This window comes from Asticcacaulis sp. YBE204 (assembly GCF_000495855.1).
Lineage (GTDB): Bacteria > Pseudomonadota > Alphaproteobacteria > Caulobacterales > Caulobacteraceae > Asticcacaulis.
Map to the genome: position 1 here is coordinate 1 of NZ_AWGF01000006.1, position 16,016 is coordinate 16,016.

The following is a 16,016-nucleotide window of genomic DNA, read 5'->3' on the forward strand; positions in this document are numbered from 1 at the left end:
TAAACCCTGTCAACTCTTTCTTTTAAACTATCCCCAACCAGATAAACCGGAAGAAAAAAGCAAAAATCTAACCCAGGCTAACTCAGTTAAGAGCCAGCCTATTCAGGCCAATTTAAAAGGATGACCGAACCGATACGCTTTCCGACCTGAGCTGCCGATCTTTCCGATCCGCCGCCCCGCCAGACGTTGTGTCCGTCCGAGGAAGCGGCTTATAGACAAACCGACCGGGACTCCGCAAGCGCTAATTTTAGTTATTTTTAATTTATCCACGGACACGCGAATATCGCGTTTCACGCCGGTAATTGCCCGGTTTCGCCCCAGAAGCGCACGACCTGACGCACGGCTTCGGCATATTTCTGACCGTCGAAGGGTTTCACGACATAGGCACTGGCGAAACGCTCATAGCATTCGCGGATATCGGCGGGCGATTCCGATGAGGTGAACATGACGACGGGGATCGCCTTGAAGTCGGGCAGCGCCTTGACGTGGCTCAGGAACATCTTGCCGTCCATACGCGGCATGTTGATATCGAGCAGTATAAGCTGCGGGGTCGGCACGTCTTCGAAGCGGCCTTCCTTTTTAAGAAACTCCAGAGCCTGCTGTCCGTTATTGGCGACCGACACGCGGCAGGGCGGCTCGGCACGCTTCAAGGCCCGGCGCGTCATCTCGACATCGCCCTCATTATCCTCGACCAGCAGAATCTCCAGCGTCATCAACCCTCCTATCATTGTGTTTATGCGACTTTCTTGTCTGGCAAGGTGAAACTGAACGTGCTGCCCTCGCCCGGCACCGAGCTGAAGGTAATGTCGCCGCCATAGAGCCTGACGAATTTGCGGCAGGTCGACAGGCCGATGCCGGTGCCCGGATATTCGTCCTCGCTATGCAAGCGCTTGAAGATCATGAAGATGCGATCGGCATAGGCGGGATCGATGCCGATACCGTTGTCCTTCACATCGAAACGGCAGAAGGCGCCGTCATGATGCGCCGAGACATGGATTTCGGGTTGCCGGCGCCCGTCCTGAAATTTGAGGGCATTGCCGATCAGATTTTGCAGCAACACCCGGATCAGGGTCGGCGAGGTATGCATGGTCGGCAGCCCCCCCGATGTCACCCTGGCCTTGCGGAAGCCGATGGTCTCGGCGAACTCGGCACGGACCTCCTCGAAAATCTGCTGGCAGTCGACGGCCTCGATCTGGATATCCTCGCGCCCGACGCGGGAGAAGGTCAGGATATCGCCGATCATCTTATTCAGGCGCACGGCATTGTCGCGGATATATTGCAGATAACGCCGGCCGTCTTCGTCGAGCTGATCACCGGCGTCTTCGGCCAGAAACCCCGCATAGATGTTCATCATCCGCACGGGCTCTTTCATATCGTGCGAGCAGACATAGGCGAATCGTTCCAGCTCCTCGTTCGATTGGCGGAGCGTCGTATTCAGTTGAAGAATTTCCTGCCGCTGAAGATAGAGATCGAGATAGACGCTGACCTTGGACTTTAGGATGTCGGGATTGATCGGCTTGAAGATATAGTCGACCGCGCCAATGGCCGCCGCCTCGGTGGCGAAGTGGTCTTCCTTGGATATGGCCGTGACGAAGATGATCGGTACGCCCTGCATCGAAGGCCGCGTCTTCATCAGGCGCGCGGTCTCGAAGCCGTCCATGCCGGGCATCTGCACGTCGAGCAGGACGATGGCGAATTCGCGCTCCAGCACCAGATCGAGGGCGGCCTCCCCCGATTCGGCGGTCGTGATGTCGGCCCCCAGCGGTTTGAGCAGGGCTTCGGTCGCCAGCAGGTTCTGCCAACGGTCATCGACGATCAGGATATTCGGCTTCGCCTCACCGCGCCGCTCCGCGACGGGCAGGGTACGACCGGTCGCCAGAGGCGCAAACAGGCTCATGCGCACACCCGCTGACGGATGGCGGTAGCATGATGACGCCCGTTGAATAAGCCTCGCGGCTTTGCGGTCATATCTGCCTCCGGAATCAATACAGCCCCGTTTCGTGCGTCAGCCTAGGCCAATATATGGCGCGATACAATTTTTCATAGAAATCACATTTCAGTTAGCAGGTACCGTGCCTTGCGCCATCCTGACAGCGGAGACCGGGACACCCATTTTCACCTTATCCGGAAGCGCTCATCTTGAGGCTTAGAAGGAGCTTTCCATGACCGACACGCCCGATCCCGACGCCGAAGACGTCAGCCGCACCGCCGAAGACCAGAAGAAAAAGGACGGTGCCGACCCCTTCCCGCCCGAAGGCACCGACGAAAACGCTGTGAAACCGGGCGCGAACACACCCTTAAGCGAGGCCGAGCGTCTGAAGGCCACAAAAGCGGTCATAAGCCACGATCAGGCCGCCGCGCCGAAATAAACCTGGATCGCGGCGATCCTGTCGTTGTAGATGCTGAAACGCTCGACATTATGGAAGGCCGGCTGATCCGGCCATTTTGCCAGGTAGCGCACGAAGACAACTGTGCCGGTGACGGCGATATGGGTAACCTCAAACCGCTTTACCGTGTCTCCCGGTGGCCAGCAGCGCTCGAAATAGGCCGCCTTGTCTATATGGTCGTCGTTGGGGCTGGTGAAGGTAAAGCGCTCGGTGAGCAAGCCCGCGCAGGTTTCACGATCTCTCTCACGGTAAAGGCGCAGATAGCGCCGGACCAGTTCGGTTTCTCCACTCACGGCTAATAACCCGCGTCTCGATTCATCTTGTCGATCAGCGCCGACTTGCGCGCCTCTTCGGGCGTGCGGATCTGCGACGGGCTATCGCCGAGGTTCTCGCGCAGTTTGTCCTGCAACGCTTCGGCGCGATCGAGGTCGTTGGCATTAATCTGACGTTCGCGGGGCATGATATTTTCCTCATTCGTAACAGATTTAGACCCTATACCCGCCACAGGTCAGGGCGACATTCGAAGCCGCCGTCCGTCGGTGAAATGGCGGTAAACGCCTACGCTGAAGACTCCATACTGATTTTTTACGCCGCGTCCGGCAAATGAACCGCGCTCCGGAAAGATGCCTGCCCGGGCCGGGCTTGGGGCTCTCTCTACCAGTATTTTCAAGAGTTTAGTTATGATCGATTATAAAGAACGGTCGACGGATAACGATCGCAAACCCGGTGCGCTGCGTGTGCTTGTCGTGGACGATAACGAAGCCTCGGCCCTGACCCTGATGTGGGCGGTGGAGTCGTGGGGCGACGAGGTGCGCGCCTGTCACGACGGGCGCAGTGCGCTGGATCTGGCGCGCGAATTTCATCCAGACATCGTTTTGCTCGATATCGGTATGCCGGGCATGGACGGGCTTGAGGTCTGCGCGGCCCTGCGCGCCGATCCGAACACCGCCCACGTCAAGATCATCGCCCAGACCGGCTGGGGCGACAGCAAGATGCGTCAGCGCACGGCGGAGGCCGGGTTCGACCTGCATCTGGTCAAACCCGTCAATTTCGAGGTGCTGGAGGACATGCTGTCTCTGTTCCGCAGCCTGCCGACAGCCCGCTGATCAACTGGCGGCGTTGTCGGGCACCGCCCCCAGCTCGCCGCTTTCGCGCGCCTTGCGGCCATAGACCATTTCGAAGACCGGCGAGGCCATGACCGTCGTGACGATGGCCATCAGGACCAGCATCGAGAACAGGGCCGGACCTATAATGCCCTTTTGCAGGCCGATATTGATGATGATCAGCTCCATCAGGCCGCGCGAATTCATCAGGGCACCGATACCGAGCGCCGTGCGGTTGTCTTCGCCGGAGATGCGCGCGGCGGCATAACAGGCGCCGAACTTGGCCAGCACCGACACCGCCAGAATGGCCAGGGCCACCAGCAGCAGCGACAGCGAATTGACCATGTCGAGGCGGGTATTGAGGCCAGAATAGGTAAAGAACATCGGCAGCAGCATGATGACCGCCAGCGGCTCGACCTTCTGCTTCAGTTCCTGCACGAACTTGCCGCGCGGCATGGCCGTACCGAGAATGAAGCCGCCGAAGATGGCATGGATGCCGACGACGTCCATCACGAAGGCCGAGGTGCAGAAGCAGATCAGGGTAATGGCCAGAACGGTATAGCTCATCTCGCCGCGCGCCTCGACCGCCCGCCCCAGCGGTGCCAGCAGCCGACGGCCTATGAAGACGACGAACAGCGCCCACAATACACCGCCGCCGATGGCCAGCACGGCGATACCCGGCCCGCCACCGAAGGTCGCCAGCACCACGGCCAGCACGCACCACGACACGGCGTCATCGAAAGCCCCGGCGGTAAGCGAGAGCGTACCCAGCGAAGAATTGGCCAGACCGCGCTCATTGATGATGCGCGCCAGCATGGGGAACGCCGTCAGGGCGATACAGGCCCCCATGAACAGCGTGGCGTTGAACCGCGAAATACCTTCGGCGAACAGGCCGGGTATGGTCATCAGCCACGGCGTGATCAGCACCGCCAGCAGGAAGGGCGCGGCGATGCCCGACAAGGAGACCGCAAAAGCGCTCTTGCCCTTCTTGGCGAAGTGATCGCCGCGGAACGAACAGCCGACCAGAAACATATAAAGCCCGACGCCGAACTGCGCGCCGACATAGAGGACGTTCTTGGTCTCCTTGGGGAAGATGGCCGCCTGAAAGTCCGGGAACAGCAGACCCAGAAGCGAGGGGCCTAAAATGACCCCGGCGATCATTTCGCCCACGACCTGAGGCTGACCGAGAAACTTTTGACCCAGCCACCCGACAACGCGACAGGTCAGGATAATGACGGCGAGCTGAAGGAAGAAATGGATACTGAAATCGCTCGCATTGTAGGTGCCGTTCGGCCCATGCGGCGACAGAACCGTGGCGATGGTTTCCCACGTATGGGCCACGATGTCGGGTGAGACAGCGGTCATATGAATTCAACTACCCTGAGTCATGCCGCTCGTTACATGGCGACACGTGTTTCGACGAACAACACACCCGATTGATAGCGCTGTCAACCACATCCCTGCGGCACCGATCAGAAGTTGCGTCATACTTCACGTCACGCTCTTAGTTGATTGAATTTGACATAATGGTCATATTTTTATTTGTAAAAAAGTTGTTTTGGAAACCTTTTTACAAATACGTCAAAATAACAGTCGCATTTTCAATTGTGTTTGAATTGTGATTTCTATATTTCAGTACGTATTTCAGTATTTCGTGCAGTAAGATTTTTTACAAGACAAAATTCAAGATTCTGTTTTTAAAAATAAACCGCAATTACGCCATTATATCCTAAAAACTCATACAAATTTGAAAAATATCGTGTCTTTTCCATCTATTTTGACGATCAAGTGAAGAATTTTTGACCATAACGACGGTATTTACATAAGATCACTTGACTGATCGTTTGTGATCATAAATGCTTATGACGCTGATAAATGATTATTGCGCCCTATTGGGAACGCAATACGGGAGTGCGAAACACCGAGGAGGGCCGTAAACGGCTTTTCGCGTGGCAAACTGAAACGACACCGGCTGACGCTTCCGCGGGGGGCAGCGCACAGCGGTCGATAGGACTGCACCACACCGTCTCAGGCCTCAGCCGGCGTTACAAAAACCGGAGCATTCCCTGCGAATGTATCGAGCCGGAAGCGCCGCATCACGAAGTTCGCTCAGGAGTTACGGGATATGCAATCCACAACGGCCCCCGCCTACACACCATTCACGGCGCGTCTCAAACACGGCACCGCCGCGTCCGCTATTCTGGCGGCCCTCGCGCTGATCGCCACCTCCGGCGCGGCCATTGCCCAGACGACCGCCCCCGCCGCCGCGCCGGCCAGTGAAGACATTCAGACCGTCGTCGTCACCGGCACGCGCTCGTCGCAGCAATCGGCGATCAACCGCAAGAAGCGTAGCGGCACGGTGTCGGACTCGATCGTCGCCGAAGACATCGGCCAGTTCCCCGACAAGAACGTGGGCGAGGCGCTTGGCCGCGTCACCGGCGTGCAACTGGCCCGCGACTTCGGCGAAGGTTCCGGCGTCTCGATCCGCGGCGTCGAGCCCGATCTCAACCGCATCGAAATCAACGGTATGAGCACGCTGTCGACCGCCGGCAATATCAGCGTCTATGGCGGCGGCGGGCGGTCCAACGACTTCCGCGAACTGGCCTCCGAACTGGTGCAGTCGATCGACGTCTTCAAGGGCTTCACCGCCGACATGACCGAAGGCGGCGTCGGCGGCACGGTCAGCGTCAAGACGCGCAAGCCGCTCGACTTCAAAAAGCCCACCTTCTCGGTCACCGGCTCGCTGCAAAACCTCGACACGGCAAAGGGCTGGAAGCCGCGCACCAACTTTTTCGGCGCCACCAAGCTGATGGACGGCAAGCTGGGGATCATGGGCAATGTGACCTTCGACAATGTCGATACACGCGGCGACTATCTGCGCAATACGGCTTGGGTACGTCTGGCCGACTTCGACAATTCAGCGGAAAAGACCTCGGCCTATTTCTCGTCCACCGACACGGCGGCCAATATCGCGGCCTATAACGCGATCACGACCCAGGCCGGGTGTAATACGGCCTATGCCGCCGGAACCCAGCGCAACAACTGCCTGTCGCAGTGGTACGACTACAGCCCGCGCGTGGCGCGCTACGGCGTCTGGACCCGCAACGACAAGCGCATGTCGGCGGAATTCACGGCGCAGTACCGTTTCAACGATCGCTTCGACGCCTTCGTCAGCTATAACCGCAACACCCGCGACCAGACCCTCAACGATATCAACTACGGCACCGACTTCACCTCGACCACGCGTCTGTATAACGTCACCTCGGCCACGAACGCCGCGTGTTCATCCGCTATTCCTTCCGGTTCGACGGTCGTCGATGCCAACCACAATGTCGTGCAATATACCGTCGGCAACTGTCTGGCGACGACGGGCCGCGGCGGCTCCAATGCCTTCAGCGTCAGCGCCCGCGACTTCTCGCAAACGACCAAGAGCGACTATATCAGCTACGGCGCCAACTATAAGGGCGATACGCTTCAGGTCGAGTTCCAGGGCTCCAACTCCGAATCCGACGTCCTGACCCAGACCAACAATGTCAGCGTCAGCTACAACGTCCCCGGCCTGGTCGTGAAACTCGATTCGCGCGGCGCGCCGACCTTCACCTTCCCGACGGGATACACCCCGAACGACGCCTCGGCGGTCAGCCAGTGGCAGATCCAGTACCGTCCTTCGAGCGCCCATTCGAAGGAACAGCAGTACAAGCTCGACTTCGATTACGAGACCAAGTTCCCGGTCCTCAACAAGCTGGAATGGGGCGCCCGCGCCACCAAGTATGAAACCGGCGGCTTCGGCTACGGCGGCTTCCTGCTCAATGCCGGCAGCGACCTGACCTCGGCGACCGACGATACGGTCATCTACACCAACGCCGTCAACTCGACCGCCACGGTGTCGGCGACCCAGACGGCCGATCAGACCGCCGCCGCCGCTGCGGCTGCCGCCTATCAGACCGGCTACTGGTCCTCGACCGAAACCTGGTCGAAGTCCTTCTCCAGCAGCGTCTTCAATAACGCCATGACGGCCCTGCCGTCGGACTTCTATTTCGGCGGCGGCTCGATCGCCACCAACTGGCTCTATCCGGATTTCAACAAGGTCGCGCAGTATCTCGATACCTCGCACTTCAACCTCGACAATCTGGAAACCACCACCGGCAACGACGGCAAGACCTATTCGCAGATCCCGTATCAGGTCGAGGAAACCACCGAGGCCCAGTACCTGAAGGCCAACTATGCCTTCCCGTTCAATGGCTGGGATGTCAGCGGCAATTTCGGCGTCCGCCGCGTCCACACCGAAACCACGGCTTCGGGCACCATCACGCGTCAGGAAATCCGCTATAACGCGTCCAATGTCGCCACGACCTATGTCGTCGGCAACTCGCAGACCTCGATGACCAAGGACTACACGGTCTATCTGCCGAGCTTCAATATCGGCGTCTGGTTCATCCCGAACGAGCTGTCGGCCCGCGCCGGTTTCGCCAAGCTGATGGCGCGGCCTCTGGTCAGCTACCTGATGCCGTCGGTGACCTGCACCATCAACTACACCAATGACGGCACCGCCGAAGACGACGCCGACAGCTGCGTCGGCGGCAACCCGGCGCTCAAGCCCTACCGCGCCGATCAGTACGACCTGTCGTTCGAATGGTACCCGAACCGCGACACCCAGGTGACCGCCGGGTTCTTCTACAAGGACATCAAGCAGTTCTACGTCTCGTCGCGCGTCAGCATCGGCAAGGTCGATTACTTCGGCGACGGCACGGAATACTACGTCCAGACCTATATCAACGGCGACGGTGCCAAGATTTCGGGTATCGAACTGACGGCCAAGACCGCCTTCACCTTCCTGCCGGAAGCGCTGTCGGGCTTCGGTGCCGATGTCAACTACACCTATCAGGAAGCCAAGGACGTCGGCCTGTATAGCCAGATCGACAATTCACCCCTGCCCTTCCCCGGCCTGTCGTCGGACAGCTACAACGCGACCCTGTGGTACGACAAGGGTCAGATCAATGCCCGTCTGGCCTATAACTACCGCTCGAAGTGGCTGGTCAGCGCCGCCGACAGCTACGGTCAGCCACTGTACCGGGACCCGACCGGCTATCTGGACGGCAAGGTCACCTGGAAGCCGAAGGGCGCCAACGGTCTGTCGCTGTTCGTCGAAGGCAAGAACCTGACCAAGGAAGAAGAACTCACCACCGCCGGGGGTACGCGCCTGACGGAGCTGGGTTACTTCGGCCGCCGCTTCTTCGCCGGTTTCACCATCAAGCGCTAAGCCATCCGGCACATCGTTACCCGTTCCTCCCTGAAACTTACGCCGCCTGTTTCCACAAGCGGCGTTTTTTTTGAGCGCATCCCCAAAAGTGTGCAGCGGTTTTGGGATAAGGATGCGCGACCTTATAACTTCTTCCAGTAGACCAGCGTCCCGGTCAGGCCGCCGTGCGGCTTCAAGGCAAAATCAGGGATCAGGCCGGTCAGAGTATAGCCGAGTTTCTCGTACATCCCCGCCGCGCCTTCGTCCTCGGCGGTATCGAGCACCAGCAGCCAGCGTCCGTGCGCTCGCGCCTCATCCTCAGCCGCGCGCAGAACGGCGGTCGCCGCCCCGCGTCCGCGATCGTCCGGATGGGTCATCATCTTGGCAATATCGGCGCGGTGCGGCTGATTGGGCTCCTGCGCGAGGGCCAGCGTCACCGTCGAGATCAGTCGCGCGCTATCGAACGCGCCGAAAATCACCCGCTCACCACGCTCTGCCGCCGACAAAGACCCGCGCCAGAAGGCCTCGGCCTCGGTGAGCGGCAAGGGGTGCATGAAGCTGATCGAGCCGCCACTGGCCACGACCGCGACGATCAGGTCGCTCAGGGCATCGAGGTCGGCATGGCCCAGAGGTCGGAGGGTAAAAGGCGTATCCATCCGGGCATCATATCCGACGCGCGCCCTCCGGCAAGCCCGTCAGGCCGCGAGGGCCTCGTTGAGTTTCGTTTTCAGATCCTCAAGGCTGAACGGCTTGGCGATATAGTCGTCCATGTCCGCCGTCAGGCATTTTTCGCGGTAGCCATGCAGGGCGTGGGCGGTCATGGCGATGATCGGCACGCGTGGACGGTCCTGTTCGGCCTCGTGCTGACGAATGCGGCGCGTCGCTTCGAAGCCGTCGATGCCGGGCATCTGAATATCCATCAGGATCAAATCGTAGCCGCCGTCCTGCCATTTGGCCACCGCCGCCTCGCCGTTTTCGGCGACGTCGACGGCATAGCCCAGACTACCGAGCAGGGTCGTGGCCACCAGCACATTGGGCGGGTAATCCTCGACCAGCAGGATGCGGGCCTTGCGCACGCAGTCGCCATTATCGGTCGCACAGAGCGGAGGATCGGCGCACGGTGACAGTGCCGGTCGCAGCGGTAGTTCGAGCGTGAACTGCGCCCCCTCGCCCACCACGCTTTCGACATGGATCTGCCCGCCCATCGCCTCGGCCAGCTTGCGCGAAATGGCCAACCCCAGACCGGTGCCGCCGAACTTGCGCGTGATCGAGGAATCCTCCTGCGTGAACTTGTCGAAGATGTGCTCGATCTTGTCCGGGGCGATGCCGATGCCTGTGTCGCGCACCGTGATGAGCACGCGCATCGCGCCATCCGCCTGCGCCGCCCCGCTCAGATGCAGGTCGATATGGCCTTCGGCGGTAAATTTCACCGCGTTCGACAACAGGTTGGTGACGATCTGACGGATACGCAGCCCGTCGGCATGGAAGACAAGATCGGGATCGAGATCGTCGCGCAAACCGACCTCCAGCCCCTTTTCGTGCGCCTTGACCGACATGACGCTGACGCACTCCGTCAGCACCTGATGCAGGTGGCAGTCGCCGTAATAGAGCTCCAGACGGTCGGCCTCGATCTTGGCGAAGTCCAGCACGTCGTTAATCAGCTCCATCAGGGCTTCGGCGGAGTCCTTCATGGTCAGCAGGTATTTCGCCTGCCGGTCCGGGTCGGTGCGGTACTGAAGCATGATCGCGGTCAGGCCGACGATGGCATTGAGCGGCGTGCGGATTTCGTGGCTCATATTGGCCAGGAACTCCGACTTGGCGCGGTTGGCGCTTTCGGCGGTTTCGCGCGCCTCGACGGCGTCCTGAATGTCGGTACAGGTGCCGTACCACAAGCGGACCGCGCCCGCTTCGTCGCGCACCGGCACGCCGCGCGTCTTGAACCAGCGATAGCCGCCGTCGAACCGGCGCACGCGGAATTCGGTATCGAAGCGGTTTTCCGTCGCCACCGCCTGCGCCCACGCCGACTCGGTGCGCGGCCGGTCCTCCGGATGCAGGCTGTCGAGCCAGTCGTAACCCAGCAGATCGTCGATCGATCGACCCGTATAGGCGCTCCATTGCTGATTGAGGAAGACGCAGGCGCCGTCGGCCTCGGTCATCCACACCAGTTGCGGCATGGCCTCGGTCAGGCCGCGCCAGCGTTCTTCCGAATCGCGTAGCGCCGCATCCGAGGCCTTCTGATCGGTGATTTCCTGAAAATAGATGGTCAGGCCGCCGTCCTCGACCGGAAAGACCCGGACATTGAACCAGCGCGACCAGCGCGGATAGAAGGCTTCGAAGACCTCGGTCGTGCGCCGGTACATGGTGGCTTCGAGGCGGTCGCCGATCATGGTACCGCGCACGTCGCCGAAGGCGTCCCAGTAGCTGCGGCCCTCCACGCCCTGCGGATCGAGCCCTTCCTCGGTGAAGGTCGTCTTTGCCGCCTGATTGAGATAGGTGACGCGCCAGTCGCCTTGCAGCACGACCACACCGTCTTCGAGACTTTCCAGCACCCGCGTGACCCGCGCTGCGCCCTCCTGTCTCAAAGCGACCATCTTGAGCTGCGAATTGACGCGCGCCAGCAGTTCGCGCGCACTGAACGGCTTGATCAGATACTCGTCGACCCCGGCATCGAGGCCCTCGACGCGGGCCTCCTCGCCCGCGCGCGCCGACAGCATGATGACCGGTATATGTCGCGTCGCCTCGTCGGCGCGCAGCCGTGCCAGAAGTCCGAAACCGTCCAGACGCGGCATCATGACGTCGGTCAGGACCAGGGCGGGCGGATCACGGCGGATGGCGGCCCACGCCGCCTCACCGTCGCCGACGGCCTCGACCGCGTGCTGATCCGACAACAGACGCTCGATATAGCCGCGCATGTCGGCATTGTCGTCGGCCAGCACGATGCGCGCACCCGTCGCCCCCGGTTCCTGTGATGTGTCGGCTGGGGCCGTGACAAGGGCTTCGTCGATATAGGTTTCGCGCCGGGTCTCGCGTTCAGGCGCTGAGCCGATCTGCGCATCGGACAGATGCCCGCGGCCCAGCGGCAGACTGACTGTAAAGACGCTGCCGTCGCCCGGACGGCTCTCGACGGCCACCTTGCCGCCATGCAATCCCACCAGTTCCTGCACCAGGGCCAGACCGATACCGCTGCCTTCGTGCGTGCGGCCCGCCGCGCCGTCCACGCGATGAAAGCGTTCGAAGATATGCGGCAGTTCGCTTTCGGCCATGCCGACGCCGGTATCGCGCACGCTTAGGACCGCCCGCTCGCCGTCCTGATGCAGCGACAGCTCGACCCGTCCCTCCAGCGTATATTTGAAGGCATTGGACAGGAGGTTGAGAACGATCTTTTCCCACATGTCGCGGTCGATATAGGCCGTCTGCGCAAGGGACGGGCTGTCGATAACGAAGTCCAGCCCCACCGTCTCCATCACCGAACGGAAGCCTGAGGCCAGTTCGGCGGTGAAAGCGCCGATATCGGTCGCCACGAAGGCCGCATCGACGCGTCCGGCCTCGATACGGGCGAAGTCGAGCAGATTATTGACCAGCTTGAGCAGGCGCAGGGCGTTGCGATGGGCGACCGCCATGCGGACGCGATTGGCGGGGATGGTGCCGGCGTCGTTCAGCGCGTCCTCGACCGGTCCCAGCAGCAGGGTCAGAGGGGTGCGGAACTCATGGCTGATGTTCGAGAAGAAGGTCGTCTTGGCGCGATCGAGTTCGGCCAGAGCCTCGGCACGGCGGCGCTCGGCCTCCAACGTGTGGACATTGGTCAGGGCGGCGCCGATCTGACCGGCGGCCAGATGCAGGAAGTTGCGGTAACCGTCATCATACAGGCGGAACGGATTAAGCCCGACAACCCACACACCGCCCGGGGCATCGCCACTTCCGGCCACCGGCAGGATCACGGCCTGCACGGGCGGGCGGGTCCACGCGCCGGTCGGCAGATCGGCCAATCGCGAAATATCCACCACCTGTTCGGCCTGATCGCGCAACACAGCCTCTAGCGGCCATGTATGAGGGCTTAGCGACGGATGATTGTGCACGATGCCACTATGCGCCACCAGCGCGAAACCCTCAGGCCGGGCTTCGTAAAGCAGGGCGAACGGCAGGTCGCGGCCATTTTCAACCACGGCCGACATCGTGCCGTCATAGACCTCTTTCACCGTTCGCGCCGTGCCGGTCCGCGCCGACAGACGGGTTAGAAATGCCAGTTGCCGCTCGCCGACGACGCGCTGGGTATCGTCCGTATTGGCGCAGATCATGCCGCCGACCCCGCCCGTGTCATCGGGGATCGGGCTGTAGGAAAAGGTATAGTAGGTCTCTTCCGGATAGCCGTTGCGCTCCATGATCAGAAGCTGCGACTCGACATAGGTCCCTTCGTCGCCGGTCAGAGCTTCGCTCAGCAACGGCGTCATATAGTCCCAGATTTCCGGCCATACCTCACGCGTCGGTTTACCCAGAGCCTGAGGATGCTTGCCACCGATGATCGACTTATAGGCGTCGTTATAGAGGTAGATCAGATCGGGCCCCCAACCGATCCAGATCGGCTGGCGCGAGGTGAGCATGATGCCCACGGCCGTTTTCAGGCTCTGCGGCCAGCGGTGCGCCGGACCGATGGCGGTCTGCGACCAGTCGAAGGCGCGCATCAGCGACGCCAGTTCCCCCTTACCGCGCAGGAAATCAACGGAAAGGGTCGCGTGGTCCATAGGGTCGGGCCTGAAAAAAACGGAATTTATACCGTCCACCCTCATCAAAATCTCATAAAGAAGCGATGGGCTTTTCGGGCTTTTGCGCCTTCCTTATCAACATTGAGATTCTGCCCATTTTAACCTTATGGGCGGCACGGCATCCTGATCTCCGGTTTTATATTACATGTAATACGGAGTTTCATACCATGCAGGAAAATCAAATCGGCTGGCTGGCCGCCCTCATCGTCGGTGCGTTCGCCGGCTGGATCGCCGAACAACTGATGAAGTCGGAACAGGGCCTGTTCATGAACATCATCCTCGGCGTTATCGGTGCCGCCCTGGCCTCGGCTCTGTTCTCGGTCATCGGCGTGTCGTTCGGCGGCTGGTTCGGCTATCTCATCGCCGGTACCATCGGTGCCTGCCTGCTGATCGCGCTGAGCCGCATGTTCCGCGGCCGCAAGCATTCATAAGGTTTCCGATACTGACCATCAGGGCGCGGAGCGATCCGCGCCCTTTTTGCCGTGTTTAAACCGGCAGGGCCAGCGTGCTCTTGACCTCTTCCAGCACCGCATAGGTCCGGGTTTCGCGTACACCGGGCAGCGACACCAGCGCGTCGCCGAGGAACTGCCGATAGGCCGCCATGTCCTTGACCCGCGCCTTGATCAGGTAGTCGAACCCGCCCGCGACCATATGGCATTCGAGGATTTCCGGTTGTCGCGTCACCGCCCGGCCGAAGGCTTCGAACACGTCTTCGGTCGTCCGGTCCAGCACCACCTCGACAAAAATCAGCAGGGCCCGATCAAGCTTGACCGGATCGAGCACGGCCATCGTCCCCAGAATATAGCCATTGGCCTTGAGGCGTTTGACCCGGTCGAAACAGGCGGCGGGCGAGACACTGACGGCGTCCGCCAAAGCCTGATTGGTCATCCGCCCGTCCTTTTGTAGCAGGCGGAGTAGTTTGCGGTCGATATCGTCGAGCATGATAATTTATCGTCAAAATTCCAATTCAGGCAAATATCCTTCGCCTATTCTCGTCAAATTACCAAGGACATTTTCAAAATACCGGGCATACTGAGACAAGTTTCAGGAGACACCATATGAGCCCCGCCGACGCCCGCGCCACCATGTCTGCCCTCTATCGTGCGCCGGAGGCCGAGGTGCTGGCCGGACTGCTGCCGACGGCGACCCTCGACCTCGCGGCGCGCGAACGCGTCCGCGCCGAGGCCCGCCTGATCCTGAAAGACCTCAAGGCCGCGCAGTCGACCGGCTGGGTCAATCGTTTCCTTCAGGAATACCGCCTCAATACGCAGGAAGGGATCGCGCTGCTGTCGCTCGCCGAAGCCTATCTGCGCGTCCCCGATCCCGAAACCGCCGACCTGCTCATCCGCGACAAGATCAGCGACGCCGACTGGCTGAGCCACAAGTCGAAATCCGGATCGAAGCTGGTTAATACGGCGACCTTCGGCCTGATCCTGACCCGCGCGCTGGTCGCCGATCCGGAACAGGGCGGGACGCTGAAAAAGCTTGTCGCGCGCATGGGCGAGCCCGTCATCCGGCAGGGCGTCGCCGTCGCCATGCGCCTGATGGGTGAGGTCTTCGTCATGGGCCGCACCATCGACGAAGCGCTCACCGTCGCCGCCAAACCTGAGAATAAAGGCTTCACCGCCTCCTTCGACATGCTGGGCGAGTCGGCGAAAACCTTTGCCGATGCGGAAAAGTATTTCGCCTCCTATGAGGCCGCCATCGCCGCCGTCGGGCACTCGCCGAAAGGGGCCGGTCATTCCATTTCGGTCAAGCTGTCGGCCCTGCATCCGCGCTACGAAGTCAGCCACGCCGACACCTGCGTTCCCGAACTGACCGCCATGATCAAACACCTGGCGCATCAGGCCGCAGCGGCCAATATGGACCTGACCATCGACGCCGAAGAGACCGAGCGCCTGATGATGTCGCTCGATATCATCGAAGGCGTACTGCGCGATCCGGCGCTCAAGGGCTGGGACGGTCTCGGCATGGCGGCACAGGCTTACGGGAAACGCGCCCGTCCGCTGATCGGCTGGGCGCAGGCCATAGGTAAAGAGACCGGCCATCAGCTTAAGGTCCGCCTCGTCAAGGGCGCCTACTGGGACTCTGAAATCAAGAAGTCGCAGGTCGAGGGCCACAGTGATTACCCGCTATTCACGCGCAAACCGGCGACCGACGTGTCGTATCTGGCCTGTGCGCACGACATGCTGGAAGCCTCGCATATCTGGCCGGCGTTTGCGGGCCATAATGCCGTCACGGTGGCCACGATCATGGACTGGGCCGGGACGCGCCGCGACTTCGAGTTCCAGCGCCTGCATGGCATGGGCGAAGGCCTGCACGAGCGTCTGGTGCAGGATCTCGGCTATCACTGCCGCACCTACGCCCCCGTCGGCGGGCATAAGGAACTGCTGGCCTATCTGGTGCGCCGCCTGCTCGAAAACGGCGCCAATTCGTCTTTCGTCCATCAACTGGCCGACCCCACCGTCAATGAGGACATGCTTTTGTCAGACCCCGCCTCGCACATCGCCGCCGTCGGCGGTCGCCC

13 protein-coding genes are annotated in these 16,016 nt (G+C 60.8%); 5 read left to right on the forward strand and 8 right to left on the reverse strand.

Annotated features, from left to right (window positions below; genetic code table 11):
* Window positions 1-290: 290 nt before the first annotated feature.
* Both AEYBE204_RS30915 and AEYBE204_RS30920 read right to left on the reverse strand, forming a co-directional pair.
* Entirely contained in the window at window positions 291-713 is a 423-nt protein-coding gene (locus AEYBE204_RS30915; protein ID WP_023462416.1) for a response regulator, read from the reverse strand.
* Window positions 714-733: 20 nt separating this feature from the next.
* Window positions 734-1,897, reverse strand: coding sequence for an ATP-binding protein (locus tag AEYBE204_RS30920; RefSeq protein WP_023462417.1), 1,164 nt, complete (start codon window positions 1,895-1,897; stop codon window positions 734-736).
* 265 nt (window positions 1,898-2,162) lie between these two features.
* Here AEYBE204_RS30920 and AEYBE204_RS30925 point away from each other — a divergent pair, with 265 nt between their 5' ends.
* On the forward strand, window positions 2,163-2,369 hold the full coding sequence (locus AEYBE204_RS30925) for a hypothetical protein (RefSeq protein ID WP_023462418.1): 207 nt from the start codon (window positions 2,163-2,165) through the stop codon (window positions 2,367-2,369).
* On the opposite strand, the gene AEYBE204_RS30930 is transcribed toward AEYBE204_RS30925, so the two are convergent.
* Both AEYBE204_RS30930 and AEYBE204_RS40350 read right to left on the reverse strand, forming a co-directional pair.
* On the reverse strand, window positions 2,348-2,680 hold the full coding sequence (locus AEYBE204_RS30930) for a nuclear transport factor 2 family protein (RefSeq protein ID WP_035442015.1): 333 nt from the start codon (window positions 2,678-2,680) through the stop codon (window positions 2,348-2,350). The two genes, AEYBE204_RS30925 and AEYBE204_RS30930, sit on opposite strands and share 22 nt — an antisense overlap.
* A gap of 2 nt (window positions 2,681-2,682) precedes the next feature.
* Entirely contained in the window at window positions 2,683-2,847 is a 165-nt protein-coding gene (locus AEYBE204_RS40350; RefSeq protein WP_023462420.1) for a hypothetical protein, read from the reverse strand.
* Window positions 2,848-3,067: 220 nt separating this feature from the next.
* On the opposite strand from AEYBE204_RS40350, the gene AEYBE204_RS30935 reads away from it, so the two are divergent.
* On the forward strand, window positions 3,068-3,493 hold the full coding sequence (locus AEYBE204_RS30935) for a response regulator (protein WP_023462421.1): 426 nt from the start codon (window positions 3,068-3,070) through the stop codon (window positions 3,491-3,493).
* Here AEYBE204_RS30935 and AEYBE204_RS30940 read toward each other — a convergent pair whose 3' ends face one another.
* A complete protein-coding gene (locus AEYBE204_RS30940) occupies window positions 3,494-4,855 on the reverse strand; it encodes a cation:proton antiporter (protein WP_023462422.1) in 1,362 nt (453 codons plus the stop codon). It lies immediately after the preceding gene.
* A gap of 760 nt (window positions 4,856-5,615) precedes the next feature.
* Between AEYBE204_RS30940 and AEYBE204_RS30945 the strand changes: the two genes are divergently transcribed.
* Window positions 5,616-8,750 carry a TonB-dependent receptor gene (locus AEYBE204_RS30945; RefSeq protein ID WP_023462423.1) on the forward strand — a complete coding sequence of 1,045 codons (3,135 nt, stop codon included), beginning with the start codon at window positions 5,616-5,618 and terminating at the stop codon, window positions 8,748-8,750.
* Window positions 8,751-8,872: 122 nt separating this feature from the next.
* Here the strand turns inward: AEYBE204_RS30945 and AEYBE204_RS30950 are convergent, their stop codons facing one another.
* A complete protein-coding gene (locus AEYBE204_RS30950; protein ID WP_023462424.1) occupies window positions 8,873-9,385 on the reverse strand; it encodes a GNAT family N-acetyltransferase in 513 nt (170 codons plus the stop codon).
* 39 nt (window positions 9,386-9,424) lie between these two features.
* Window positions 9,425-13,468 (reverse strand): ATP-binding protein, encoded by a 4,044-nt coding sequence (locus tag AEYBE204_RS30955; protein WP_023462425.1) that lies wholly within the window; start codon window positions 13,466-13,468, stop codon window positions 9,425-9,427.
* Between the two features lie 188 nt (window positions 13,469-13,656).
* Here AEYBE204_RS30955 and AEYBE204_RS30960 point away from each other — a divergent pair, with 188 nt between their 5' ends.
* Window positions 13,657-13,920, forward strand: a complete 264-nt coding sequence (locus AEYBE204_RS30960; RefSeq protein WP_023462426.1) for a GlsB/YeaQ/YmgE family stress response membrane protein — start codon at window positions 13,657-13,659, stop codon at window positions 13,918-13,920.
* Between the two features lie 55 nt (window positions 13,921-13,975).
* Here the strand turns inward: AEYBE204_RS30960 and AEYBE204_RS30965 are convergent, their stop codons facing one another.
* A complete protein-coding gene (locus tag AEYBE204_RS30965) occupies window positions 13,976-14,431 on the reverse strand; it encodes an Lrp/AsnC ligand binding domain-containing protein (RefSeq protein ID WP_023462427.1) in 456 nt (151 codons plus the stop codon).
* Window positions 14,432-14,547: 116 nt separating this feature from the next.
* Between AEYBE204_RS30965 and AEYBE204_RS30970 the strand changes: the two genes are divergently transcribed.
* Window positions 14,548-16,016 (forward strand): proline dehydrogenase family protein (locus AEYBE204_RS30970; protein WP_023462428.1); only part of this gene is annotated, 1,469 nt, incomplete at its 3' end.

Excerpts from the sequence above, each read along its gene's own strand:
- AEYBE204_RS30950 (WP_023462424.1), bottom strand. The coding sequence starts at position 9,385 with ATGGATACGCCTTTTACCCTCCGACCTCTGGGCCATGCCGACCTCGAT.
- AEYBE204_RS40350 (WP_023462420.1), bottom strand. The coding sequence starts at position 2,847 with ATGCCCCGCGAACGTCAGATTAATGCCAACGACCTCGATCGCGCCGAA.
- AEYBE204_RS30920 (WP_023462417.1), bottom strand. The coding sequence starts at position 1,897 with ATGAGCCTGTTTGCGCCTCTGGCGACCGGTCGTACCCTGCCCGTCGCG.
- AEYBE204_RS30955 (WP_023462425.1), bottom strand. The coding sequence starts at position 13,468 with ATGGACCACGCGACCCTTTCCGTTGATTTCCTGCGCGGTAAGGGGGAA.
- AEYBE204_RS30940 (WP_023462422.1), bottom strand. The coding sequence starts at position 4,855 with ATGACCGCTGTCTCACCCGACATCGTGGCCCATACGTGGGAAACCATC.
- AEYBE204_RS30925 (WP_023462418.1), top strand. The coding sequence starts at position 2,163 with ATGACCGACACGCCCGATCCCGACGCCGAAGACGTCAGCCGCACCGCC.
- AEYBE204_RS30945 (WP_023462423.1), top strand. The coding sequence starts at position 5,616 with ATGCAATCCACAACGGCCCCCGCCTACACACCATTCACGGCGCGTCTC.
- AEYBE204_RS30965 (WP_023462427.1), bottom strand. The coding sequence starts at position 14,431 with ATGCTCGACGATATCGACCGCAAACTACTCCGCCTGCTACAAAAGGAC.
- AEYBE204_RS30935 (WP_023462421.1), top strand. The coding sequence starts at position 3,068 with ATGATCGATTATAAAGAACGGTCGACGGATAACGATCGCAAACCCGGT.
- AEYBE204_RS30915 (WP_023462416.1), bottom strand. The coding sequence starts at position 713 with ATGACGCTGGAGATTCTGCTGGTCGAGGATAATGAGGGCGATGTCGAG.
- AEYBE204_RS30960 (WP_023462426.1), top strand. The coding sequence starts at position 13,657 with ATGCAGGAAAATCAAATCGGCTGGCTGGCCGCCCTCATCGTCGGTGCG.